The sequence below is a fragment of the Janthinobacterium sp. SUN176 genome, from assembly GCF_030587335.1.
Lineage (GTDB): Bacteria > Pseudomonadota > Gammaproteobacteria > Burkholderiales > Burkholderiaceae_D > Janthinobacterium > Janthinobacterium kumbetense.
This window is the reverse complement of record NZ_JAPWIA010000001.1, coordinates 1966663-1990725: the sequence shown is the minus strand read 5'-3', so window position 1 is coordinate 1990725 and position 24063 is coordinate 1966663. Positions and strand designations below refer to the sequence as shown.

The window sequence follows — 24063 nt, the reverse complement described above, 5'->3', positions numbered from 1 at the left end:
ATCCGTAGCGTCTCGATTATTTTTTAAGCAAATGCATAAAATCCTCTTTCACTGTCTGGCGGGCGGCAGCCTGCTCGTGTCCGGCGCCGCTGTCCAGGCGCAAACCGTCACCGGCGATACCGTCGTCAAGCCCGCACCGGCCAAGGCGCCCGCCGCCGATGCTCCCGCTACCGTCAGCGTGACGGCCGAACGCCCCACGGGCCGCATCGACCGGCAAGTCTACGACGTCAAGTCCGACGTGGGCAGCACCAACGGCACGGCGGCCGATGCCTTGAACAATGTGCCTTCGGTGGCCGTCGACCCCGACGGTTCCGTGTCCTTGCGCGGCAGCAGCAATGTGCAGATATTGATCGATGGCAAACCGTCGGCCATGCTGCAGGGCGACTCGCGCGGCGCCACGTTGAACGCCATGGCGGCCGACGATATCGAATCCGTGGAAGTGATCAACAATCCCGGCGCCCAGTTCGGCAACGAAGCCGGTGGCGGCCCGATCCTGAACCTGGTGATGCGGCGCAACCGCAAGCCGGGCGGCTTTGCCACCGTCAACGCGAATGCGGGCATCGCCGGGCGCTACAACAGCTCCGTCTCCGGCACCTACAATGAAGGTCCGTGGGGCTACCAGGGCGGCATCAACGTGCGCCATGACGGCCGCAATTCCGTGGGCGAGGTCAGCCGCGAACGCCTGGACCGCGGCACGGGCGCCTTCGCCCCCAGCAGCCAGAGCTCCACGAACAATGGCTTGAACGATTCGCTGGGCTTGCACGGCACCGTCAATTACAACCTGAACGCGAATGACACCCTGGCCGCCAGCGTGTCGTACAACGGGCGCAGCAACGACCAGCGCTCGCTCGACCGGTATATCAACGGCGACAGCACGGGCAACACCATCGGCGACTATGTGCGCAGCACCGTGCGCAATGGCGACAGCCGCAACTACAGCTGGGGCGGGCGCTACGACCACAAGGGCGAGTTGCCTGGCGAAACCCTGAAAATCGACTTGCGCGTGTCGTCGTCCACCAACGAGAGCGACAGCGATTATGCGAATGCCTATGCGATCGCCCCCGTCAATGCGTTTGACAGCCGCGCGCGCCAGCATAGCGAGACGGGCAACCGCATCGTCGACTTCAGCGGCGACTACGAGCGTCCGCTGGCGGGCGGCACGGCCAAGCTGGGCTACAAGGTGGCCGACAACAAGAGCAGTTTCGACACTTTATATACGGACATCAATCCCGCCAGCCTGGCCGAGACCGTCAATCCCATGCGCAGTAACCGTTTCGAGCTCGACGAGCGCACCATCGCGCTGTACGGCTCTTACCAGATGCGCCTGAGCGAACGCTGGGGCGCGCTGGCCGGCTTGCGCGCCGAATACACGGACTTGAACGTGCGCCAGATCACCAGTGGCATCGAGGCTGGCAACAATTACGTCAACTATATTCCCAGCCTGTTCGCCACCTATAAGGTCAGCGACGAGAGCAATTTGCGCTTCAGCTACGCGCACCGCATCCGCCGCCCGAATGCGGGCGATCTGAACCCCTACGTGGTCTACCGCGACGAGTTCAATGTGTCGGCCGGCAACCCCAAGCTGAAACCCACGCAGACGGATTCCTTCGAAATCGGCTATGAAACGAAGATCGCGGGCCTGGAAAGCAGCTTGCGCGCCTACCACCGGCGCGACACGGACGCCATCGTCGATTACCGCTATTTTATTAGCGACAATGTGCTGCTGACCACGCGGGAAAACGGCGAAGGCAGCCATTCGAGCGGCCTGGAATTCAGCGTCAGCGGCAAGCTGACGCCGTCCCTGACCCTGAACACGAGCGGCAACCTGGCGCGCAGCCAGCAGACGAGTTCCGACGACCTGGGCAACCGCAGCACGCGCACGGCCAACGCACTGAGCGGCCGCGCGCGCCTCAATTACCAGATCAATGCGGATAACCAGCTGCAACTTGCCCTGCAAATGCAGGGCAAGATGCTGTCGGGACAGGGCTACCGCTCGCCGAACAACACGCTGAACCTCAGTTTACGCCACACGGTGACACCGCAATTGAGCCTGGTCATGAATGTGACCGATGTGTTCAGCAGCAACAAGATGGAAACCGTCATCAACAGCGCCTCGCTGCGCGAAACGAGCACGCGCCGTTTTGACGGCCGCATGATTTATGTGGGCTTGTCGTACCGCCTGGGCGGCGCCACGTCGGCGGCCAAGGAGGGCGAACGGGAGCCGCGCTTCGGTCCGCCGGGCGGACGGGGGCCAGGCGGCCCCGGTCCCGGCGGACCGGGCGGCGAAGCAGGCTAGGCCGCCCACGCGATTTCGCGCAGGAAGTCGATGAAATCGTCCATATGGAGCTCGAAGCGCCATTCGCCTGCGCCATGTCTGGCGCGGTACACGGGCAAGTCGCCGTCGATGCTTCTTTCTTCCAGGTGTACGCAGTACGGGTCGCCGCCCGCATCGGCAATCACCACGAGCTTCGACTGCCAGCTCGCGATGTTGTGATGATGCACGGCATGGACGGCGTAGCCGTGCTGGGCCTCCACCAGCTCCGCCGCGCCGTACAGATGCAGGCCCTGCGGGAAGCGCTTGCCGTCGACATGCACGCGCAGCGGCGAATAGAATTGCAGGAAATGGCGGTAGATTTCCGGCAAGACCCATTGCGCGTCGATCTCGGCCATGTCCTTGGCGCTGGCCATGGTCAGCCAGTTCGACGGTTGCGCCAGGTCTTGCTCGCGCTGGCGCCGCAGCGCCAGTTTCCGCTCCAGGAAGGCGGCTGCTACTTGCAGGCGCGACCGCGGCTTGGCCAGCGTCTCATGCTTGGCGGGCGCCTTGTAGCCTGCACCGTCAGGGTAGCCGTCCGCTTGCCAGTCCAACACGGCGCTTAGTCGCAGCTGCTCTGCCTTCCAGTGGCCGGGATCGGACGGCAAGTCCTGGTCAAACGGCTGGCGGCTGAACACGGCCAGGCTCTTGATCGCCTTGGCGCGCACTTCCAGCCTGGTGGCGCCGGACGCTGCCAGCGCCACCAGGGGCGCATACGCGTCCACGCCTATACTTTTCAGCAAGCCATCGACGCCCCAGTACGCCAGTGCGGGCTGCTCCAGTGCCCAGGCGAAAAAGGCCGCATGTTGACTGCCTTCCACCAGATGCACGATATCCGTCATCAAAAAGGTGCGCCAGTGCAGCAGTTGTCCATCGCGCGCATACGCCGTCAGGATGTCGAGCACGGCCAGCCTGTCGTCCGCGGCATGCTTTTTCAGCAGCCGCTCTTTCAGCCTGGCGAACTTGCTGCCATCCGTTTCGTCAAACAGCTTGCGGTGCAGGGCTGCCAGCGGTGTGACCGCCATCAGACGGCCATCGCCGCCTTGATGGGCGCATGGTGTTCATAGCCTTCCAGCGAGAAATCCGACGGTTCGATCTTTTCCAGCCATTCCGGCTCGTACTTGCCCGTTTTCGCGTAGTCGGGCACGCGCTCGGAAATGACGAAACGGGGCGCCGGGAACGGCGTGCGCTTCAATTGTTCTTCCACCATGTCGAGGTGGTTTTCATAGATGTGCGCGTCGCCGATGAAGTAGGTGAACCAGCGCGGCGTGTAGCCCGTCAGGCGCGCCACCAGGTGCAGCAGGGCGGCGCCTTCGGCGATGTTGAACGGCGTGCCCAGGCCGATATCGTTGCTGCGTACATATAAACACAGCGAGATTTCGCGCGTGCTGGCGTTCGGGATGAACTGGTACAGCAAATGGCAGGCGGGCAGGGCGACGGCGTCCAGCACGGCCGGGTTCCAGCCGTGGAACAGGATGCGGCGGCTGCCCGGGTTGCTCATGATGGTGTCCAGGCATTCGCGCAACTGGTCGACGGCCTTGTACAGCAGCACTTTTTGCACGCCGTTCTCGACGATGGGGGCGATCAAGGTAAAGCCGTTGGCTTGCGCATCGGCGATCTGTGCGGGCTGGTCGGCGTCGAGCAGCTTATATGCGGGCCATTGGCGCCATTGCACGCCGTACACGGGGCCCAGGTCATCCTCGCCTTCGCGGTAGGGGTTGGCCAGCCATTGCGCGTTTTCATTGGCGTTCTGGTCCCAGACCTTGCAGCCCAGGGCGCGGAACTCGGCCGCGTTGCGCGAGGCGCGCAGGAAGGCGCACAATTCGCCGATCACGGATTTGAAAGCCAGTTTCTTGGTTGTCACGGCAGGGAAGTTGCCGTTGGCCAAGTCGAAACGCATCATGGCGCCCGGCACGCTCAGGGTGCGGATGCCCGTGCGGTTGTCTTGCCAGCTGCCCGTTTCGAGCACGGTCTTGATCAAATCTTGATATTGCTGCATGTATTTCTCCAACGGTAAGGATGGTGATTGTAACGCAGGCGCGACAGGCGGGCCGCGGCCCACGCACATAATTACGCTGCCGTCTTACCTGCAAACATGACTCTGTGGTAATTTGTGTGTCCTTGAAGAAATACATAGAAACGGCAGATGCTGCACCATGTTCTTGCGACAATTTGTAAATAATAATAACGCCGCCGTGGTGGAGATGAGCAGGGCCGATTTTCTCAAGGCTAACCTGCGCCTGATCCTCGCCTGGCCCTTGCTGGGCCTGATCCTGTGCGCGGTATTGTGGACGGCCACCTTGCTGCAGCTGGAAGCGGAAAAGAAGGTGGCGCAGCAGCAGGCGCTCGACAGCGTGTCTTCCTTGTCGAAAGCATATGGCCAGTATCTGCTGCGCACCCTGGAGCAGATGGACCAGCTGACCTTGCAGCTCAAGTATGAATGGGAAAACTCGCGCGGCCAGCTGCGTCTCGACCAATTGAAGACGCAGGGCATGTATGCCTTGCCGCAATTTGCCATCGTCGCCATCCTCGACCGCAAGGGCCATCCTGTAACGGCCACGGCGCCGCTGCAGCGGCTGCGGGTCAACGAGCGCAGCGATTTCCTGTTGCGCCACTGGCGCAGCAATTCCAGCGCGCTGCGCATCGCGCTGGGGAGGGCCAGCGAGGCGGCCCCGTCAGCGCCGGGCGCCGGCGAAAGCCTCGTGCATTTCACGCGCCGGCTGGAAGACGAGGATGGCAACTTCGACGGCGTGCTGCTCATTTCCATCCATTCCAGTTATTTTTCTGAATTCTATAACAGTGTCAATTTTGGCAAGTTCGGCATGTCGGCCATGGTGGGCGAAGAGGGCGAGCTGTTCAGCACGCGCCTCGGTTCGCGCGTGCTGCCGACCCAGAGCGGCCAGGGCACGCCGTTTCTCGACACCAGCTTCCTGGAAACGGAGAGCGGCGCCCTGCATTCGGGCGGCAGGATAGCTTTTTCCGACAAGCAAAATCGCTATGTGGGCTGGCAGGCGCTGAAAGCCTATCCGTTTACGGCCGTGGTCGGACTGTCGGACGGCGAAATGCTGCATCCCTACGAGGAAACGCGCACGATTTATCTCGGCATCGCCCTGGCCGTCACCGTGCTGCTGCTGGCCTTTGCCGCCGTCGCCACCGTGCTGTCGCTGCGCCTGGCATGGCGCCACCACCAGTCCGAAGGTGTGCGCAACGCCTACCGCATGGCCACCGAAGGCACGAGCGACGGCTTTTATATCATCGCCGCCCTGCGCGGCGCGGATGGTAGCATCCTCGACTTCGAGATCGTCGACTGCAACGAGCCGGGCGCCGGCTACTTTGGCGTGCGCCGCGAACAGTTGCTGGGCATGCGCCTGCAGTCGCGCGCCCACGAGCCGTATTTCCGCGACTTGATCCATAATTACCGGGCCGCCATGGTCTCCGGTTTTTCCGAGGAAGAGATCGAGTTGCCAGAAGGCAACCCCTTCAAGCTGCGCTGGATACGCCGGCGCCTGGTGCGCAGCGGCGACCGCCTGGCCGTCACCCTGCAAGACATCAGCACGGCCAAGGAGCACGAGCGCGACTTGCGCCGCCTGGCCAATGAAGACGGCTTGACGGGCTTGCCCAACCGCTACTGGCTGCAGCAATTCCTGCCCGGCGCCCTGGGCCGCGCCGCCATCGCGCGGCACATGCTGGCGCTGCTGTTCATCGACCTGGACGGCTTCAAGGATATCAACGACACGCAGGGCCACGCGGAGGGCGACAAGGTGCTGCGCGCCGCCTCCCTGCGCCTGAAGGCCGTGCTGCGGCCGGGCGACCACGTGGTGCGCCTGGGCGGCGACGAATTCGTCGTCGTGCTCGACCCGGTGGAGGACGACAGCCGCGCCGAGCAGGTGGCGCAGCGCATCGCCATCGCCTTCGACGAACCGTTTTACCTGGGCAGCGAACGCCACAAGATGGGCGCCTCGATCGGCATCAGCCTGTATCCGCGCGATGGGGCCGAGACGGAAGTGCTGCTGAAGAACGCCGACATCGCCATGTATGCCGTGAAAGTGGCGGGCAAGGGCCATCACCGCTTTTTCCAGCCGGAATTGTTCGAAACCATCCGCAACCGCCGCGAACTGGAACAAAGCCTGGTGGCGGCGCTGGAGCAGGATCAGTTCCTCGTCGTCTACCAGCCGAGGGTCGACGCCATGAGCGGGCAGCTGTGCAGCATGGAGGCGCTGGTGCGCTGGCACCATCCGCAGCACGGCATGGTGCCGCCGCTGGAATTCATTCCCGTGGCCGAGAGCAGCGGCCTGATTTCCCAGCTGGGCGAAGTCGTCATCGAAAAGGTGTGCCTGCAGATGGCGCGCTGGCAAGCCAGCGGACTGGAACTGGTGCCAGTCTCCATCAACGTCTCGGCGCGCCAGTTCGGCCGCGGCGACGTGCACCAGGTGCTGGCGTCCGCGCTGACGCGCCACCGCATCGATGCGCGCCTGATCGAGGTGGAAATCACGGAATCGGCCATGATGGATGAACAGAACCGCGCCGTGGAGCAGTTGTCCGCCATCCGCGCGCTGGGCGTGCGCCTGCTGGTCGACGATTTCGGCACCGGCTATTCTTCGCTGTCGCAGCTGCAGAAGTTCGCCATGGATGGCTTGAAGATCGACCGCGCCTTCACCATGGAGCTGGGCCGCTCGGAGCAGGGCGAAGTGTTCGTGCGCGCCATCCTGTCGATGGCGCATGCGCTGGGCATGAGCGTGGTGGCCGAAGGGGTGGAGACGCGCGAGCAGCTCGACATCCTGCGCGCCCTGCAATGCAATGAAGTACAGGGCTATTTCATCTCGCGCCCCGTGCCGGCGGAACAGATGCTGTCGCTGATGCATCAGCGCTTTCTGATACCGCTTCCAGCCCCTGCATTGGCACTGTAGAAGGTCGTATGCGCAAGAAAAACAACGCCGTTTCATAAAAAGAGCGAACGTTCGCTTTTTTCTAAAAAATATTATATGCTTCGCTCATGCCGTCAGTGAATTGGAGTTCACGGCGGCAAGAAAAGTGCAAGACGGGGCAGCTGGATATGCCCGCGATAGTGTGCCGAAGACAATTTCATATAATAAAGAGAGACCAACTTGAAACATAAATATCTGCCCCTCCTGATCGTTGCCGCATTCGCCGGCATTTCCTCCACCGCACAAGCATCGGGCTATCGTTTCGGCTCGCAAAGCGTTTCCGCCCAGGGCACGGCCGATGCCAGCGGCGCCGAAGCGGCCGACGCATCGACCATTTTCTACAACCCGGCCGGTCTGTCGCGCCTGGAAGGCACGCAATTCGTTGGCGGCGGTACTTTGGTGGTACCGCATTCGACCTACACGGATGCGGGTTCGAAGCCTTTCTTCCCTGGTAATCGCACGCCGTACGCGGCCACCAAGGACTATGCGCCGGACGCCGTATTCGCGCCTGCGCTGTACGCCAGCAAGAAAATCAATGACCAGTGGACCGTCGGTGCCGGCCTGTTCGTGCCGTATGGCGCCAAGCTCGACTACGGCAATGACTGGTATGGCCGCTACGCGATCACCAACATCAAGCTCGAAGCCATCGCCCTGAATCCTTCCGTGTCGTTCAAGCTGGACCAGCACCACTCGTTCGGTTTCGGCATCACGGCTGAATACATGAAGGCGGAACTGGGCCAGGGCGTGGACGTGCCGGGTTCGGTTGCCTTCCTGGGCAAGTTCGCGCCTAGCGCATCGCAGGCATTCCTGGCCAATATCGCCAAGACCCAGGGCCTGGCCGCCGCGCAAGCTGCGGGCGCGGCGTTGCAGGGCCAGATCAAGGATGGCCATGCGTCGATGGATGGTCATGACTGGGGCTTTGGCTTCAATCTCGGCTATCTGTACCAGCTGAACGAAGGCACGCGCTTCGGTATCGCTTACCGCTCGTCGATTTCGCACAAGCTCAAAGGCAGTACCATCTGGGACTTCTCGCAAGTGACGAGCAATCCTGCCGTGAACGGCTTCATCGCCAAGGCCTCGAACAAGGTCAATTCCGAGGCGCTGGTGGAACTGCGCACGCCGGAAACCCTGTCGATCAATGCCTTCCACCAGATGGATGATCGTTGGGCCTTGATGGGCGACGTCACCTGGACGCGCACTTCGCGCCTGCAGAACCTGGACATCCAGTTCCCGCCGACGGCCGAAGGCGCCGAGCGCATCCGCCAGAACTGGAAAGATACCTATCGCGTCTCGCTGGGCACCAACTATAAATATAGCGAAAGCCTGATGTTGCGCGCCGGTATCGCCCACGACCAGGCGCCAGTGCGCAGTGCCGAACTGCGCCACCCGGCCTTGCCGGACAGCGACCGCATGCAGTACTCGATCGGCGCGAACTGGAAGCTGAACGCCAATTCCTCGATCGACCTGGCGTACAGCTATATCGACTTCAAGGACGCCAGTGTCAACTACACGAATGACTGCTCGCCTGTCAAAACTGGCTGCACCGGCAACGGTGAAACCACCAAGGGCCTGTTCAAGACCCGCATGCAGTTGATCGGTCTCGCTTATAACTACAAGTTCTAAGCAGGTAGTGGCGGCCAACCCGGCCGCCATGAAAGAAAAAAAGCGCCTTCGGGCGCTTTTTTTTTTGGTGTCACGATTGTCAATTAATCCCTGGCGCGCATGGCCTGGTCCAACAGAGTCAAGGCCAGCCGCACGCTGTCGTCGGGCAGTTCCAGCAACTGGTCTCCCACATACCATTCCACCACGCTGTGCCCGGGGAGGGCTGCGTGGCTGGCGCGGCTGAACAGCCAGATGCCGTGGTCGGCGGCCACCCGGTTGCGGATGGCGACGGCCCGTTCGCGCGAGACGGGCAAGTGCAGGTGCAGCATGTTCGCTTGCGGACTGGCGGGATTGACGGCAATGGCCGGGAAGTCGCGCAGCAGCGCGTACAGCCACTGCGTGCGCGCAAAATACCGCGGCATGGCGGCGAGGCGTGCGTCGAACTGCATGGCGGCGGCCACCACCCAGGGCGTGCGGTGCACGATATTGCCGCCCTGGCGGCGGAACCATTCGCGCGCCCGTTCGACGAACGGCCGGCTGCCGGCCAGCATGGCGCCACCGAGGCCGCCGATGCCCTTGTACAGCGACACGTAGACGGAGTCAAAACCATCGCAGATGGCGGGCAGGGGCTGGCCAAAACCCGCTTGCGCTTCCCACAGGCGCGCGCCATCCATGTGCAGGTGAATATTGTGCTCGCGGCAGTGCTGCTTGATCTGGCTCAAGTCTTCCCAGGAAGGGCACTGGCCGCCGATCTCTCGCATCGGCAGTTCCAGCTGCGCGGCGCCCAGATGATCGGGCACGGCGCGCAAGTCGTCCACCGTCCAAGGGCGGTGCGGGTCGCCGATCATCAAACCCTTGAAGTGATCGAGCAATTCATGGTTGCCCCGCTCGTGGCGCAGGATGTGCGAGGTGGGATGCAGCGCCACCAGGCGCGAGCCCCGGTCCTGGCACGCCAGGCGCAGGGCCGTGACCTGCGTCATGGTGCCCGTGATGCAGAACACAGCTGCCTCGAAACCGAGCAGGCTGGCGATCTTGTTCTCGAACTGTGCGATCAGCGCGCCTTCGCCGTAGGTGTCGTGCGCCACATCGTTGGCGTCGCACCAGGCGGCCATGGCGGCGAAGGTGGCGCTTGGGGCGGGCTGGCGGTGGCCCGGCAGGACGGTATGGCAGCGCTGGCGCAGCTCAAGCTCGTTCACGGTGGTTTCCTTACAGGGTGGCCGTGGCCAGTTTCGCGCCGAAGCCGATGAACATGGCGCCCACGCCGCCGCCCATGCCGGCCGACAGGCGGCGACGGCGGCGGAAGGTCTCGGCCAGGCGCGCGCCGACAAAAATGATGGCCGTCAGGTAGGTAAAGCTGATCACCTGGCAGATCAGGCCCAGGCCGATGAAGGACAGCACGGGATTCGGGAAGGCCGGGTCGACGAACTGGATGAAGAAGGAAATGAAGAACAAAATGGCCTTCGGGTTCATCAGGCTGATGATCAGCGCCTTGCGGAATGGGTCGCTTTCCTTGACGGGGGAAGGGATGGCCGCCGCTTCGCCTTCGGCAGCGCCTGGCGCGCGCAGCTTGCGCCAGCATCCGATCAGCATCTGCAGGCCGATCCAGCCCAGGTAAGCGGCGCCGATGTATTTCACCACGTAGAACAGGGCCGGGCTGGCTTTCAGCAGGGAGGCCACACCGCAGGCCGACAGCACCATCAGTATCAGGTCGCCGGCGAAGATGCCGAAGGCGCCCTGGTAGGCGGGACGCACGCCGCGCTGGGCGGCGACCGACAGCACATACATGGAATTGGGACCGGGCAGGATGACGATGAAGATGGTCCCCAGTAAAAAGGTCCAGAAATCGGTGATACCCAGGTTGGCGTGGAAAAGTGCGTTCATGGCTGTTTTTGCTTAGTTGATCTGTACGTTGTGAAATTGCAGTGCGGCAAGGTTCGCATAGATGCCTTTCATTGCGACCAGCGACGCATGCGTGCCCGTCTCGACGATCTTGCCGTCTTCCATGACGATGATGCGGTCGGCCCGCTGCACGGTGGCCAGGCGGTGGGCGATGATGACGGTGGTGCGGCCTACCATGGCCGCTTCCAGCGCCTTTTGCACGAGGCGTTCCGATTCCGCGTCCAGCGCGCTGGTGGCTTCATCGAGCAGCAGCAGCGGCGGGTTTTTCAGCAGGGCGCGGGCGATGGCGATGCGCTGGCGCTGGCCGCCGGACAGGCGCACGCCCCGTTCGCCGAGGAAGGATTTGTAGCCGTTCGGCAGGCGCTCGATGAATTCGTGGGCGGCCGCCATCTTCGCCGCGGCGATCACTTCCTCATCGCTGGCGCCGGCGCGGCCGTAGCGGATGTTTTCCATGGCGTCGGCCGAGAAAATCACGGTATCCTGCGGCACGATGCCGATGGCGTCGCGCAGGGTGTGCAAGTCCAGCTGCTTGATATCCACGCCATCGAGGCGGATGCTGCCGCTTTGCGGGTCATAGAAGCGCAGGAACAGCTGGAACAGGGTGGTCTTGCCGGCGCCGGAAGGGCCGACGACGGCCACCGTTTCGCCGGCGCGGATGTCGAGGCTGACGTGATCCAGCGCGTGGGTGTCCGGACGCGACGGGTAGGAGAACATGACATTGTCCAATGTCAAGGCGGCGCCGGTCGCGGCGCGCGCGGGCAGCGGCAGCGGCGTGGCCGGCGAGGCGATTTCCGATTTGACGGCCATCAATTCCAGCAGGCGCTCGGTGGCGCCGGCGGCGCGCTGCGCTTCGCCCATGACTTCGGACAGGGCGCCGATGGCGCCGGCCACGATGGAGGCGTACAGGATGAACTGGCCCAGGTCGCCGCCCGTCATCGAGCCTTCCAGCACGGCGCGCGCGCCCAGCCACAAGACAAACACGATGGTGCCGAACACCAGCAGGATGGCGATCATGGTCAAGAGGGCGCGGGCGCGGATGCGGCGCATGGCCGTCATGAAGGCGCCTTCGACGGAGTCGCCAAAGCGTTTCGATTCGATCTTCTCGTGCGTGAACGCTTGCACGGTGGGCATGGCGTTGAGGATTTCGCCGGCCATGGCCGACGCGTCGGCGATGCGGTCCTGCGAGTCGCGCGACAGCTTGCGCACCTTGCGGCCAAACACGATGATGGGCGCGACGACGAGTATCAAGAGGCCGATGATGATGCCCGCCAGCTTGGCGCTGGTGACGAACAGCATCACCAGGCCGCCCAGGAACAGCAGCACGTTGCGCAGCGCCATGGAGATGCTGGTGCCGACGACGGCCTGGATCAGGGTCGTGTCGGTGGTGATGCGCGACAGGACTTCACCCGTCTGCGTGGTTTCAAAGAATTCGGGGCTTTGCGTGACGACGTGGCGGTACACGGCGCTGCGGATATCGGCCGTGACGCGCTCGCCCAGCCACGACACCGTGTAAAAGCGCGCGGCCGTGGCCAGGGCCAGGATGGACGCCACGCCGAACAGGGCGAGGAAGACCAGGTCGACGTGCTGGATGCTCTTCGAGCCGGCCGCGCCGCCGAAACCGAGGTCGATCATCTGCTTGAAGGCGGCGGGAATGGCCAGGGTGGAGGCGGCGGCCACCACCAGCGCGATACCGGCCAGGAAGAACTGCTTGCGGTACGGCGTCAAAAAGGGCATCAAGCCCTTGAAGGCGGCCAGGCTGCCTTTTTTCAGTTCGCGGCTGGTGCCGGTGTCGGGAGTCGATGCGGTGCTTGCTGTACTGGTACTGCCTGTTTCTGTGCTGGTTGTCATTGTTTTTCGCTTTGATTTACATATTCGGTAGTGCTTACAACTTCATCGGCTGGACATAGCCCGTCATTTCCAGGTAGGCGCGGCCCACGGGCTGGCCGTCGCGCTCCACCGTCACGGCGCCTTCCCAGTACACGGCGCCCGTCGAGCGGCGCGAATCGAGTTCCTGGTCCGCTTGCAGCGGCTTGATCTGCCAGCGCGTCGCGCCCGTGCGGATCTCGGTGGCGACCGGGTATTCGGCCTGCGTGCGGGGCGAACGCCAAAGCTGCGTGGGCGTGAAATCGACGTCGCCGGGCGCGAACTGCGTCATCTTACCGGACGCGTCGCGCCATGTCGCGTGCGCCCATAGTTTAGCACCTGTCTTGCTGCGGATCTGGAAGGCCATCAGGGCGCCGCCGTCGTCGAGGTTGGCGCCTATCCAGTTCCAGCCGCTGGCGTCCGCATCGAGCACCTGGCTGGACCACTCGTGATCGAGCCAGGTGGCGCCCGTCACGGCTTCCGGCTTGCCGCCCGCGCGCGCGATCGTGCCCGTCGTGCGCAGCTGCGGCTTGCTGTAGTAGTAACTCGATTGCGCGGGCCGGGCGCCCTTGCGCGAATAGCCGCCAACGCCTTGCAGCAGCACGGGCTGGGTGGGCGCGAGGGTCAGCTGCAGGTTGAATTCGCGCGCGGCCAGGCTGACCCGGTAGCTGCCATCCGTTTGCCTCTGCATGCGCCAGTCGTCGAGTTTGACGTCCGTGTCGCCCACCTTGGCGTAGGCCAGGCCGAAACCCTCGCGCGCGCTTTTCTCGTCGTGCAGCAGCTTGCCCACCTTGGGATCGGACAGGGCCGCATGGCCGATGATCAGCTGTTTCGGCGCAAACGCGCTGGGGTTGTCCGTATCGGTGGCCGTGGCGCTGCGAAAGAAGGTCACCTGGTAGCCCAGCTGCTCGCCGCCGGCCGTTTTGACCCAGCCCGTGGCGTACCACCATTCCGTCTTATACGCGGGATGGGCGCCGAAGTCGTGCGGCAGGCGCAGGGTCTCGCCGGCCGGCAGCGGCGTGACGGGGGCAAAGGCGGGCGGCGCGGCCAGCGCAGGCAGCGCCAGCGCCAATGACAAGATGAAAACACGACGCATTACCAGTCCTCCCTGACGGCGCGGATGGGGCCAGCGGACAAGGCTTGTCTGCCCGCGATCAGCGCCGTGGCGGCGGCCGCCGTCAGCAGGGCGCCGGCCACGGTGGCGATCAATGGCCACGGCAAGTGCAGCTGCATGGTCCAGTGGAACGATTGCGGATTGACGATGAAGACGAGCACAAAGCTGATCAAGAGGCCCAGGATGAAACCGGTGGCGATGCCCAGCGCCGTCAGCGCGCCGCCTTCGAGCGCCAGGATGGACAAAATCTGCCCGCGCGTCACGCCCACGTGGCGCAGCATGCCGAATTCGCGGGCGCGCGCCAGCGTTTGCGCGGAAAACGTGGCGGCCACGCCGAACAGGCCGATGACGATGGCGATGGCTTCCAGCAGATAGGTGACGGCGAAGCTGCGGTCGAAAATCTGCAGGCTCAGGGCGCGGATGGCCGACGGATTCGACACTTCCAGGCTGGCGCCGAACGGCAGCGCTTTCAGGCGCTGTTGCAGCGCGTCGCCCGTGGCGTCCTTGGCCAGCCACAGGGCGGCGTCGCTGACATCAAGGTCGCCCGTCAGCGCGCGGTAGTCGTCCAGCGGCATCTGGATGGCGCCGGAAGAGCGCGCATAGTCGCGCCAGATGCCGGCGATGAAGAACTTGTGCAAGCCGCCTGCCAGCGGCAGGGCTATCTGCTGGCCCGGTTTGACGTTGTACAGGTCGGCCGCCGCCTCCGACAGCCAGACGGGTTTCTCCCCTGCCGGCACGGGCAGGGTGTCACCCACCAGCACCATGCTCTTGCCCGGATCGGACAGCAGGATCGGGCGCGCCAGCAGCACCACATTCGGTCGGTCGGGCGCCAGCGACAGCGAGCGCAGGCGCTGGAAATCCACCCTGGCCACGTCGGGCAGGGCGGTGATGCTGGCCTGTTCGCGTGGATTCAAGCCTGCCGTGCCGCCGCTGGCGGCCGTGCGCGCGTACACGTCGGCCGGCAAGATCTGCAGCAGCCAGTCGTCGACGGAAACGCGGAAACTCGACACCATGATGGCCATCGCCACCATCAGGCTAAAGCTCGACAGCACGCCGCCGAGGGCGATGCCGGCCTGGCCCGAGGCGTTCGCCAGGCGGGCCAGGGTCAGGCTGCGCACGGGCGCATGCAGGCTGGTCTCCGTGCGCAGCCAGGCGCGCTGCAGGAAGCGGAAGACGACGGCGGCCAGTTGCGGCATCAGGGCGATGGCGCCGATCAGCAGCAGCGCGATGGACAGATAGCCGAACAGGGGCAGCTCGAACACGGGCGGCAGGAACGTCAGGGCGCCGGCCAGCAGCAGGCAGACCAGCGCGGGCCAGGTTTTCGCCAGGCGCGTCGTCACGACTTCCTCGCTGCCCGATTTCAGGGCGATGGCGGGCGCCGCGCGCGCCGCTTCCAGCGCGGGCGCGGCGCATCCCAGCAAGGCGACGCCGAGGCCGAGGATAAAATAGACGAAGGCGGCGACGGGCGTGAATTGCACCTGCGGCTGCACGCCCGCGAAATAGCCGGCGCCCAGGTCGCCGCCGAAGAAGCGCAGGGCCACGGCCGCCATGGCGTAGCCGCCCGCGATGCCCAGGCCGGCGCCGACGACGCCCAGGCTGGCGCCTTCCAGCAGCACCTGGCGCAGCAGCCGGCCCCGTTCCATGCCCAGCACGCGCAGCAGCGCGAACTGGCCGCGGCGGCGGATGACGGACAGCGCCTGCGTGGAAAACACGAGGAACGCTCCCGTAAACAGGGCGACGAGGGCCAGCACCGTCAGGTTGACCCGGTAGGCGCGGCTGAGATTATTGTTGCGGCTATTCTGGTTTTCGTCGTTGGGCTGGCCCACCTGGAAGCGCCCCGGATAGCGGGCTTCCAGCGCCCGCGCCAACTCGGCCTGGAAGGCGTCGCGGTTGACGCCCTGGCGCAGTTTCAGGTCGATGCGCGACAGCTTGCCCAGCTTGTTGAAGCGCCATTGCGCCGCGCCGATATCCATCACGGCGATGCGCTGGCCGGCGCGTGCGCGCTGCAGCGAACCGGCCACGCGCAGCGGCACCGTGCCCGTGCCCGATTGCAGGGCGACCTCGCCGCCTTGGGCTACATTGAGCCAGCGCAAGGCGGCCGGCGACAAAAAGACGGCGTCGTCGGCCAGGGTGTCGAAAGGCTGGCCTTCGGCCGGCGCGCCGATCAGGTCGGGCGAGATGAAGCCGGCGCGGAAGACGTCGAGCGCCAGGATGTGCAGCGGGCCGCCATCCTTCTTGCCCGCCACCGTGGCCTGCAGTTCCAGCACGGGCGAAGCGACAGCCACGCCGTCGCGCTGCGCCAGCCATGGGTAGATGGCTTCATCGAACAGCGCTTCGCGCCCGGCCACCTGCACGTCGGCCTGGCCGGACAGGCTTTTGACGGCCGTGGAAAATTCATTGAAGGCGGCCGCGTTGATCAGGTGGATGGCAAAGCCCAGCGATACGCCGATGGCGATGGCCAGGATGGCGACGAGGGCGCGCACGGGATGCGCGCGCCATTCGCCCAGCAGCAGCCAGCGAGAAAGCAGGCGCGTGCCCGCAGGATCGGCTGCCGGCGCACTCAATGCAGGCATTCGACGGCCAGGCGTTCGCCGGCGCGCCGTGCTTTCAATTGCGCCGCATCGCGGTTCTTGTCGCCCGCGCCGACGGCGTCCTGCGCCGCCCATTTCTGCTCCAGGCGCAGCTGCGCGCAGTGCTTCTCGTGGATTTCCTGCTGCCTGGCGCCCCGTTCGCGCGCCTGGTCTTCCAGCTGCTCCTGCTTCTTGCGCGCCGCTTCCATCTGGCTGGCCACCCGTTCCTGGCGCGTGGCCGCGCCCTTGTCGACGGCGGGCGGCGGCGCGGGGATTTCCAGGATTTGCAGCTGGCCGGCCGTGCAGGGCGTGGCGCTATAGCTGCTCTGGCCATCCTTCACGCACTTGTAGACGTCCTGCGCACTGGCGGAGCCGGCCAGCAAGGCCATGGCGCATAGCAGGAGGGGCGACGGCTTCACAATATCTTCCCCGGATTCATGATGTTCTGCGGGTCCAGCGCCTGCTTCACGGCGCGCATCAGCTGCAATTCCAGCGGCGACTTGTAGTGGGCGAGATCGGCCTTTTTCAGCGCGCCGATGCCGTGTTCGGCCGAAATCGAACCACCAAAAGCGTGGACCTGGTCGTGCACGATGCGGTTGATGGCATCCTGGTTGGCGAGGAAATCCTGGTCCGTCATGCCGGCTGGCGGCGCCACGTTGTAATGCAGGTTGCCGTCGCCCAGGTGGCCGAAGCACACGAGCTGGCAGCCGGGGAAGGCCGTTGCCAATGCGACGTCGGTAACGGCGATGAAATCGGCGATGCGGGAAATCGGCAGCGAGATGTCGTGCTTGATGTTCTTGCCCGCCTGCGCCTGCGCCAGCGGGATGTGTTCGCGCAGCTGCCACAGTCCCTCGGACTGCGCCACGGAACTGGCGACGACGGCGTCTTCGATCAATTCGTCTTCCAGGGCCGCGCCGATGCTCGCTTCCAGCAATTCCACGGCGTGCGCCTCGGACTGGCTACTGGACAATTCGAGCAGCACATATTGGCCGTGCGCGTCGGTGAATGGGCGCGGCAGCTGCGGGAACTGCTCCGCCACCAGCTGCAGGCAATACTGCGACATCAGTTCAAAACCCGTCAGGCTGGCGCCGCAATGGTCCTGCATCAGCGAGAGCAGGCGCAGGGCGTGGGCGGGCGAGGGCATGGCGGCCAGCGCCGTGATGCAGGCTTTCGGCTGCGGGTACAACTTCATGACGGCGCCGGTGATAATTCCCAGGGTGCCTTCGGCGCCGATGTACAGGTCGCGCAAATCGTAGCCCGTGTTGTCCTTGCGCAAGCCGCGCAAGCCGCTCCAGATCTCGCCCTGCGGTGTGACCACTTCCAGGCCCAGGCACAGTTCGCGCGTGTTGCCGTAGCGCAGTACGGCCGTGCCGCCCGCATTCGTCGCCAGGTTGCCGCCGATGGTGCAACTGCCTTCGGCCGCCAGCGACAGGGGGAACAGGCAACCGGCGGCGCTGGCCGCTTCCTGGATGGTTTGCAGGATGCAGCCCGCGTCCACCGTGATGGTGCGGTTGACGGGATCGAGCGCGCGGATGCCGTTCAGGCGCGCCAGCGACAGCACGATGGCCGTGCCGGCGGCGTCCGGGATGCTGCCCAGGACCAGGCCCGTGTTGCCGCCTTGCGGCACGACGGGGACGCGCCATTGCGCGCAGGCGCGCAGGATTGCTGCCACTTGCTCCACCGTGGCGGGGCGCAGCACGGCCAGGGCCTTGCCCGTGAAACGGTCGCGCCAGTCGGTGAGGAAGGGCGCCGTGTCGGCGTCCAGGGTGAGGACGTAGGCGTCGCCCAGCAGGTCGCGGCAGGCGGCGAGGAAGTCGGCTTGGTCAGTCATGGGCTTGTCGTTCATTTCTTGATGCTCACTTTAGTCACTTTTTCCAGCAATTCCCTGGCCATGCGCTTGGCCGCCTTTTTATATGGGCGCAGATACAGCACGGCGCAGGCAAAATAGATGCAGACGATGGCCGCCTCGCCCCAGGCCATCCGGGCCGAGACGGGGTTCGTGTCGCTGTAGCCGCGCACCACGCCTTCCGTGAAGTACAGCAGGATCACCATCGACGACCATTGCAGGGTGTACACGTCGCGCTTGATGACGCCGTACAGGGGTATGAGCAGGGGCGCCGCCTTCAGGACGACCCAGGAGCCGCCCGGCTGCAGCGGCGCGACGACGGTTTCCCACAGCACGCACCAGACGATCAGGGTGACGAGGCTGGCGATGGCGCCCCAGTGAAAATATTTGTGCAGTGCGCCGTGCATCACGCGCCCGCCAGTTTCGCGGCGTTTTCCGCCAGGCGCCGGCCCAGGGCGATGGCCAGGCGCTTTTCATCGTCGCTCAGGGCCTTGTCGCCGTCTATGCCAGACCAGTGCGTGGCGCCATACGGCGAGCCGCCCGTGGACGTCGTCATCAGTTCCGGATGCGTGTAGGGCAAGCCCATGACCAGCATGCCGTGGTGGAAGAGGGGGATCATCATCGACAGCAGGGTCGATTCCTGGCCGCCGTGCAGGCTGCCCGTGGACGTGAACACGCAGGCGGGCTTGCCGGACAGGCTGCCGGCCAGCCAGTCGCTGGCCGTGCCGTCCCAGAAGTACTTCATGGCGGCGGCCATGTTGCCGAAGCGCGTGGGCGAGCCCAAGGCCAGGCCCGCGCACTCCTGCAGGTCGTCCAGTTCCACGTAGGGCGCGCCGTCAAGGGGCACTTCGGGCGCCGTCGCTTCCGTCACCGTCGAGACGGCGGGCACGGTGCGCAGGCGGGCGTCGCAACCGGGCACGCTTTCCACTCCCTGGGCTATCAACTCGGCCAACTGGCGCGTGGCGCCATGGCGTGAATAAAACAATACGAGAATAATCAGATTGGTTGGCTTCATCATTGGTATTATAGGGCGCTTTACAGCCTGATACGACTGCTGTCATGGCGCCGTTCTGATTTTGCACATGTTTTCAAAATATATATTCCCGTTCTTCCAATACCTGTGGCGCGCCCTGAGCATCGGGCTGGCCGCCGTGCGCGGCCTGACCTGGTCCGAAACGCGCGACTTGCTGCAGTTCGCGCGCCGCCGCGTGCGCGAGGAAAGCCTGCCGCAGGTGGCCGGCAGCCTGACGTTCGCCACCGTGTTTGCGCTGGTGCCGCTGCTGACCCTGGCCCTGGCGATCTTCACCACTTTCCCGCTATTTAATACCTTCCGCCATGCGCTGGAAGATTATTTCGTGCAAAGCGTGATGCCCAAGGGCATATCGAACACCATCCTCGATTATCTGACCACGTTCGCCTCGAAGGCCACGCGATTGTCGGCCATCGGCGCGGGCGCCCTGATCGTCACGTCGGTGGGCATGATGGGTTTGATCGAGCGCGTCTTCAACCGCATCTGGCGCGTGCGCCAGGAACGCCGCTGGACCAAACGCTTGCTTGTCTACTGGGCCATCGTCACCCTGGGGCCGCTGCTGGTGGGCGTGTCGCTGACGGTGACGTCGCGCCTCTTCATGGCCACCAGCGGGGTGGTGGGCGCCGTGCCTTTCCTGGGCGCCGTGTTTTATACGCTGGTGTCGATCGGCCTGACCATGCTGGCGTTTACATTGCTGTACATTGCCGTGCCGAACCGCGACGTGGATTGGCGCGACGCGGCCTGGGGCGGCTTGCTGGCGGCGCTGGCGTTCGAGGTGGCCAAGCGGGGCTTCGGTGAATTCATCCAGGAATTTCCCACCTATTCGCGCATCTACGGCGCACTGGCCGCCTTGCCGCTGTTCCTCGTGTGGATTTACCTGAGCTGGATGATCACCCTCGTGGGCGCCTTGCTGGTGGCCGCCTTGCCCGTCGTGAAATACGAACGCTGGTGGTACGAGGCGGCGCCGGGCAGCGAATTCGTTGACGCCGTCGCCATCTTGAAAGTGCTGCACCAGGCTTGCCACTGCGGCGATTCGGCCCTGGTCGGCGCCGCCGAGATCCGCCGCAGCACGCGCCTGGGCTTCGAGGAAATGGAAACCCTGCTCGACAAGATGGTGCAGCAGGGCTGGGTGGGAAGAGTCAACGTGGAGGGCGCCGTGCGGGTGCAGTGGGGCAAGCGCGTGGCCGACAGTTCCGACCACTGGGTCTTGCTGGGCAATGTCAACCGCATCAGCCTGGCCGACGTCTACCGCTTGTTCGTCTTCGGCGGCATGCGCGTGAACTCCGGCTATCCGGCCGGCTCCACCAATGAACGCGATATCCAGGCGGCCGAAGAAGCGGCAGCCCTGGCGGCGCAGGTGGAAAACGCCGTGGAGCAGGGACTGGGCCTGACTTTGGCGCAGCATTTCGGCACCGTCAAATGCAACTGAGCGGTCTTAACTGAGCGGTCTTAGTACACCACGGGCCGCAAGGCCGCCAGCAGCGCCGCTGCCTTGAACGCGGCCGCATCCTGCGCCCGCACCACACCCAGATAATACGTGTCTTCACCGCCGTGCATGTTGATCAGGCGCAGCTGATGCGGCGCCAGGTGGGCGGCGATGGCGGCCAGGCCCTCGGCCATCGCGTCGCCATCCTCGCGCTCCGCCCAGGAAAAATCGCGCAGCGCGGGCAGGTCGATATGCTGGACGATGCGCGGCACTTCATCGACGGCTTTCCAGTCCAGGGTGGTGCCGTGGCCCAGCGTGTGGGCGGCCGTGGACCACAGCAGGAAGAAACAGGCCGCTGCGGGCGTGTCGCCTTCGTATTCTTCTTCCGGATCATCCTCCGCCAGCTCGTCGAGCGTGATGTCCACGCAGCGCGCGGCCAGGTCCGCATCGCCCTGCAAGAACAGGGCGGCCATGCTGCGCAACTGCGCGCGGTCGGCCTTTGCCAGGATTTGCGCGGGCGTAAAGCTGCGGCGCCTGACGGGTTTTTTCTTGCTCAGGCCCATGGCCTCGCTCAACTGGGCCGTGATGGCCGCCTTGAAGTTTTCCACGGTGTCGAACTGTTCCAACAGCTGGCCCGTGAAATCCATGCTCCAGGCCATGCCATCCTTGACGACATATAAAAAGTCGCTTTGCACGGCCACGCCGCGCAGATGGTGGGCGGGCGGATACAGGGGCGTGAAGGCCTGTTTTCCATCCAGGGTCAGCATGCAAGCCAGTCCTTGCGCGTCGATGGCGAAGATCAGGTTCTTGCGCAATTTGGGCGGCGACGAGGTGGTGGCGCAGTCGATGGCTTCGTACTGGCAGGGCGCCAGCAGCTCGCCCTGGCTATTCACCAGGCCAAACAGGAAGCGCCCGGCGATGCGCTGGCTGACGACGGCGATTTTTTTCTTCGTGCCGAAATCCTGCACGGAGCTGTAGGCGGGCGGCACCACGACCTTGCCGATCTTGTCGAGCACGCCGCAGACATTGCGCTTCCCGTCATCGTCCGTCTGATCCGTCTGGCGTTCGATGTCGATCAAGCCGTCTTCGCGCTGGCACATGTTGTCCACCCTGTCGATGAGCAGCGCGCCATCTGGCAGGCGCAGCAGGCGGCTGGCGCCGTCTGCATCGATCTGTTGCAACAGATGGGGGGTAATCACATACAGGGCGCCGGGGGCGGGTGGCAGCACCACCGTGCCGTTGAGGTCCAGCACGCCGTGCGCATCGGGCGCATCCGCCGTGGCAAAGGTGATCCAGCCATCGTCCGCGTAGTAAACGCCCAGGTCGACATAGCGCTGCGACAGCGGCACGATCCAGCGGCCATAGGGCGTGACCAGGCCGGTGACTGCCGGTTCGCCGGCGGCGCTCACTTCATAGCACAGCGCGTCTTCCTCCCATCCCACCACTTCCAGGCCTTGCAGGAAAGGCAGCTCGTCCGCACCGAGTTCTTCGACATCGGCCAGCTGCGCGTCGGCCGTGGCCGACCAGTAGCCGGTGGCCGGCGATGCGGCGCCGGCGTCCAGCAGGGGCGTCAGCGCTTCCTTGTCGCCACGCTGCAGGGCAAGGTGCAGGGCTTGCGCCTCGGCGCGCAGGCCCTCGAGCCCGGCCGCGTACTCCGGCGTGCCGATATCGTGCGGGATCAGCTGCACGCAATCGAGGATCAGCCACGGCTGGCCGCCCGCCAGCAGGGTGCTGATGGCGCTGCGCGCGACGATGGCGGCCGCGTCGCGCGGCCTGTCCATCAGGGCGGACAAGGCTTGCCAGCTGGCTTGCGCCTGGACCATTGGCGCTGCCAGCACGCAGGGACAGTCTTCGCCATCGCCGTAGATGGGCCAGGCGGTGGCTTGCGCGCCGGCGCCGACGAGCAGCTTGAACAGCATCGGTATGTCCAGCCGCCATTCGGCCAGGCCCGTGATCGTATCGGTGTCGAAACCGGCCTGGCCGGGCAAAAAGGCGGTGCTGAACAGGGCTGCGGTATTGATCATGTCTCTTCGTTCAAAATGTTGGATGGTCAGGGCGCCGGCGGCATGAACCAGTGCGCCAGCGCGCCGCGATCGAGCCCCAGCTGCTTTGCCGCGGCGGCGGCCTCGAAGGCCCACAGGCCGTAATAGCCGCCCAGGCCCTGCGCGCGCAAATGGCCGTTGAACCAGTCTTCGCGCACCAGCGCGCCATGCCAGGTAGCCAGGTAATGCCGCAGGTGCTCGAGCTGCTGCGCGGGATCGTCCGCGTCCAGGCACTCGTACAGGGCCGAATAAGGCTCGGCGAAATACCATTCGTCGACGGCGGGACGCTGCGGATCGATGGCGGACAGTAGCGCCTCGTACACGCCATCTTCGCCATCGAAGGCCGTCTGCAGGGCGGCCAGGCGCGTGGCCAGGTCGTGGCGGCCGAACAGCAGGGTCGCGCCCAGCAACTGCAAGGTGCGCGCGTAATCCGTCAATTGTTCGAAATCAAAGGCGGGCAAGCCATCGTCATCGTAGGCCGCGGCCAGGGCCGCGCGCGCCGTTTCGCAGGCGGCGATGGCCGCTTCCAGCGCCGTTTCCACGTCAGGCAAGGACAAGCCTGCCGTGTAGCGCAGCGAGAAGACCTGGTAAGCCGTGCTGGCGGCCGCGCAAGCCCAGTAGGCGTCGTCGCCGCCATCGACTTGCGCCTGCGCCTGCGCGCGGACATAGGCAGCCAGCAGGGCGTCGAGGTAGGCGAGGTTGCGGGCAAAGTCGAACGCAGTGTCGTACGTCTCGGGCGGCGCCTGGCGCGGTGCATGGGGCCAGGGTGCGGATGCCGGCGGACAGGCATCGGCGCAATCGCGCTGGATGGCCCAGTCGGCGAAGACTTGCTGCAGATATTCCGCCGTCTCGTCGTCGTGCGCGATGGCGCCCGCGCCCACCAGGGTCGTGCCCAGCAGGGTGTAGCCAGGAAAGCGGCTGCTCTCGTAGGCGATGGTGGTCACGCTCTGGATGGCCTTGCCGTCGCTCAGGTCGCGCACGCGGAAGTACACATCGTCCCAGCCGGCCAGCGGCGGCGCCGCCTGGCCTGTCGCCACGGTGCTCCAGCTGCCCTCGGCCTGTTCTTCATAGGCGTCGAGCAGTTCGTCGATGCCGCCGGGGCGGTCGATGCGGTTGTTGGCGTCGTATTGCAGGCCCAGTTCGGCCGCGAAAGCTGCCGCGTGGCGGCCCGCGAACACCAGGTACTGGGCGTTCAGGGTGCCGACCAGCAGGTCGGATTCTTGTCCGGCGACGCCGAGCGCCTGCGGCAGCCGGTACCAGTGGTGGCCCGGGATGCCGGCCATGGGGCCGCCTTCGGCCGCCTGCGGATTGGCGCAGCGCAGCTGTTCCAGCCATTCATAGCGTTCGCGCCGCGCCGCTTCCGTGCCGCTGCCGCGGCCTGTCAATTCGTCAAACAGGGTATTCAACAACATGGTGCATCTATCCTAAAAAAACA

The 24063-nt window shown here is 64.9% G+C and carries 17 protein-coding genes; 4 read left to right on the top strand and 13 right to left on the bottom strand.

All coding sequences use genetic code 11. The features are described 5' to 3' along the window. The first annotated feature begins 31 nt into the window (after positions 1-31). Positions 32-2296: an outer membrane beta-barrel family protein gene (locus O3299_RS09030; protein WP_305062104.1), complete on the top strand. Its 2265-nt coding sequence runs from the start codon at positions 32-34 to the stop codon at positions 2294-2296. Here O3299_RS09030 and O3299_RS09025 read toward each other — a convergent pair. After that, positions 2293-3336 carry an SMI1/KNR4 family protein gene (locus O3299_RS09025; RefSeq protein WP_305052237.1) on the bottom strand — a complete coding sequence of 348 codons (1044 nt, stop codon included), beginning with the start codon at positions 3334-3336 and terminating at the stop codon, positions 2293-2295. The two genes, O3299_RS09030 and O3299_RS09025, sit on opposite strands and share 4 nt — an antisense overlap. Next, complete coding sequence (locus O3299_RS09020) at positions 3336-4310, bottom strand: thymidylate synthase (RefSeq protein WP_305052236.1); 975 nt, start codon at positions 4308-4310, stop codon at positions 3336-3338. Before O3299_RS09020 ends, O3299_RS09025 begins: the two co-directional genes overlap by 1 nt. A gap of 205 nt (positions 4311-4515) precedes the next feature. Here O3299_RS09020 and O3299_RS09015 point away from each other — a divergent pair, with 205 nt between their 5' ends. Further along, entirely contained in the window at positions 4516-7218 is a 2703-nt protein-coding gene (locus O3299_RS09015; protein WP_305062103.1) for an EAL domain-containing protein, read from the top strand. A gap of 198 nt (positions 7219-7416) precedes the next feature. Continuing rightward, positions 7417-8859 (top strand): OmpP1/FadL family transporter, encoded by a 1443-nt coding sequence (locus tag O3299_RS09010; protein WP_251348414.1) that lies wholly within the window; start codon positions 7417-7419, stop codon positions 8857-8859. An 83-nt stretch (positions 8860-8942) separates the two neighbouring features. Here O3299_RS09010 and O3299_RS09005 read toward each other — a convergent pair whose 3' ends face one another. From O3299_RS09005 to wrbA, 9 genes are read right to left on the bottom strand one after another with little or no spacing between them, the layout of a single operon-like run. Next, a complete protein-coding gene (locus O3299_RS09005) occupies positions 8943-10034 on the bottom strand; it encodes a low specificity L-threonine aldolase (protein WP_305062102.1) in 1092 nt (363 codons plus the stop codon). Between the two features lie 10 nt (positions 10035-10044). After that, on the bottom strand, positions 10045-10719 hold the full coding sequence (leuE, locus tag O3299_RS09000; RefSeq protein WP_305062101.1) for a leucine efflux protein LeuE: 675 nt from the start codon (positions 10717-10719) through the stop codon (positions 10045-10047). Between the two features lie 12 nt (positions 10720-10731). Next, entirely contained in the window at positions 10732-12585 is a 1854-nt protein-coding gene (locus tag O3299_RS08995; protein ID WP_305062100.1) for an ABC transporter transmembrane domain-containing protein, read from the bottom strand. Between the two features lie 34 nt (positions 12586-12619). Further along, positions 12620-13696 (bottom strand): carotenoid 1,2-hydratase, encoded by a 1077-nt coding sequence (locus O3299_RS08990; protein WP_305062099.1) that lies wholly within the window; start codon positions 13694-13696, stop codon positions 12620-12622. Then, complete coding sequence (locus O3299_RS08985) at positions 13696-16287, bottom strand: FtsX-like permease family protein (protein WP_305062098.1); 2592 nt, start codon at positions 16285-16287, stop codon at positions 13696-13698. The genes O3299_RS08990 and O3299_RS08985 overlap by 1 nt, the downstream gene beginning before the upstream one ends. Continuing rightward, on the bottom strand, positions 16275-16703 hold the full coding sequence (locus O3299_RS08980; protein WP_305052229.1) for a DUF4124 domain-containing protein: 429 nt from the start codon (positions 16701-16703) through the stop codon (positions 16275-16277). The genes O3299_RS08985 and O3299_RS08980 overlap by 13 nt, the downstream gene beginning before the upstream one ends. Beyond that, positions 16700-18115: an FAD-binding oxidoreductase gene (locus O3299_RS08975; protein WP_305062097.1), complete on the bottom strand. Its 1416-nt coding sequence runs from the start codon at positions 18113-18115 to the stop codon at positions 16700-16702. The genes O3299_RS08980 and O3299_RS08975 overlap by 4 nt, the downstream gene beginning before the upstream one ends. A gap of 11 nt (positions 18116-18126) precedes the next feature. Further along, positions 18127-18537: a DUF2069 domain-containing protein gene (locus O3299_RS08970; protein WP_099667632.1), complete on the bottom strand. Its 411-nt coding sequence runs from the start codon at positions 18535-18537 to the stop codon at positions 18127-18129. Then, complete coding sequence (gene wrbA / locus O3299_RS08965) at positions 18537-19145, bottom strand: NAD(P)H:quinone oxidoreductase (protein ID WP_099410250.1); 609 nt, start codon at positions 19143-19145, stop codon at positions 18537-18539. The genes O3299_RS08970 and wrbA overlap by 1 nt, the downstream gene beginning before the upstream one ends. 67 nt (positions 19146-19212) lie before the next feature. On the opposite strand from wrbA, the gene O3299_RS08960 reads away from it, so the two are divergent. Next, positions 19213-20589, top strand: a complete 1377-nt coding sequence (locus tag O3299_RS08960) for a YihY family inner membrane protein (RefSeq protein ID WP_305062096.1) — start codon at positions 19213-19215, stop codon at positions 20587-20589. Between the two features lie 20 nt (positions 20590-20609). On the opposite strand, the gene O3299_RS08955 is transcribed toward O3299_RS08960, so the two are convergent. Beyond that, positions 20610-22610: a WG repeat-containing protein gene (locus O3299_RS08955; protein WP_305062095.1), complete on the bottom strand. Its 2001-nt coding sequence runs from the start codon at positions 22608-22610 to the stop codon at positions 20610-20612. Positions 22611-22636: 26 nt separating this feature from the next. Further along, the gene (locus tag O3299_RS08950) at positions 22637-24040 is read right to left on the bottom strand and encodes a PoNe immunity protein domain-containing protein (protein ID WP_305062094.1); all 1404 of its coding nucleotides are present in this window, start codon (positions 24038-24040) and stop codon (positions 22637-22639) included. Positions 24041-24063 lie beyond the last annotated feature (23 nt).

What these genes read in the sequence shown, in the direction of transcription:
- O3299_RS09030 (WP_305062104.1), top strand. Translation starts at nt 32, where the DNA reads ATGCATAAAATCCTCTTTCACTGTCTGGCGGGCGGCAGCCTGCTCGTG.
- O3299_RS09025 (WP_305052237.1), bottom strand. Translation starts at nt 3,336, where the DNA reads ATGGCGGTCACACCGCTGGCAGCCCTGCACCGCAAGCTGTTTGACGAA.
- O3299_RS09020 (WP_305052236.1), bottom strand. Translation starts at nt 4,310, where the DNA reads ATGCAGCAATATCAAGATTTGATCAAGACCGTGCTCGAAACGGGCAGC.
- O3299_RS09015 (WP_305062103.1), top strand. Translation starts at nt 4,516, where the DNA reads ATGAGCAGGGCCGATTTTCTCAAGGCTAACCTGCGCCTGATCCTCGCC.
- leuE (WP_305062101.1), bottom strand. Translation starts at nt 10,719, where the DNA reads ATGAACGCACTTTTCCACGCCAACCTGGGTATCACCGATTTCTGGACC.
- O3299_RS08995 (WP_305062100.1), bottom strand. Translation starts at nt 12,585, where the DNA reads ATGACAACCAGCACAGAAACAGGCAGTACCAGTACAGCAAGCACCGCA.
- O3299_RS08990 (WP_305062099.1), bottom strand. Translation starts at nt 13,696, where the DNA reads ATGCGTCGTGTTTTCATCTTGTCATTGGCGCTGGCGCTGCCTGCGCTG.
- O3299_RS08985 (WP_305062098.1), bottom strand. Translation starts at nt 16,287, where the DNA reads ATGCCTGCATTGAGTGCGCCGGCAGCCGATCCTGCGGGCACGCGCCTG.
- O3299_RS08975 (WP_305062097.1), bottom strand. Translation starts at nt 18,115, where the DNA reads ATGACTGACCAAGCCGACTTCCTCGCCGCCTGCCGCGACCTGCTGGGC.
- O3299_RS08970 (WP_099667632.1), bottom strand. Translation starts at nt 18,537, where the DNA reads ATGCACGGCGCACTGCACAAATATTTTCACTGGGGCGCCATCGCCAGC.
- wrbA (WP_099410250.1), bottom strand. Translation starts at nt 19,145, where the DNA reads ATGAAGCCAACCAATCTGATTATTCTCGTATTGTTTTATTCACGCCAT.
- O3299_RS08960 (WP_305062096.1), top strand. Translation starts at nt 19,213, where the DNA reads ATGTTTTCAAAATATATATTCCCGTTCTTCCAATACCTGTGGCGCGCC.
- O3299_RS08955 (WP_305062095.1), bottom strand. Translation starts at nt 22,610, where the DNA reads ATGATCAATACCGCAGCCCTGTTCAGCACCGCCTTTTTGCCCGGCCAG.
- O3299_RS08950 (WP_305062094.1), bottom strand. Translation starts at nt 24,040, where the DNA reads ATGTTGTTGAATACCCTGTTTGACGAATTGACAGGCCGCGGCAGCGGC.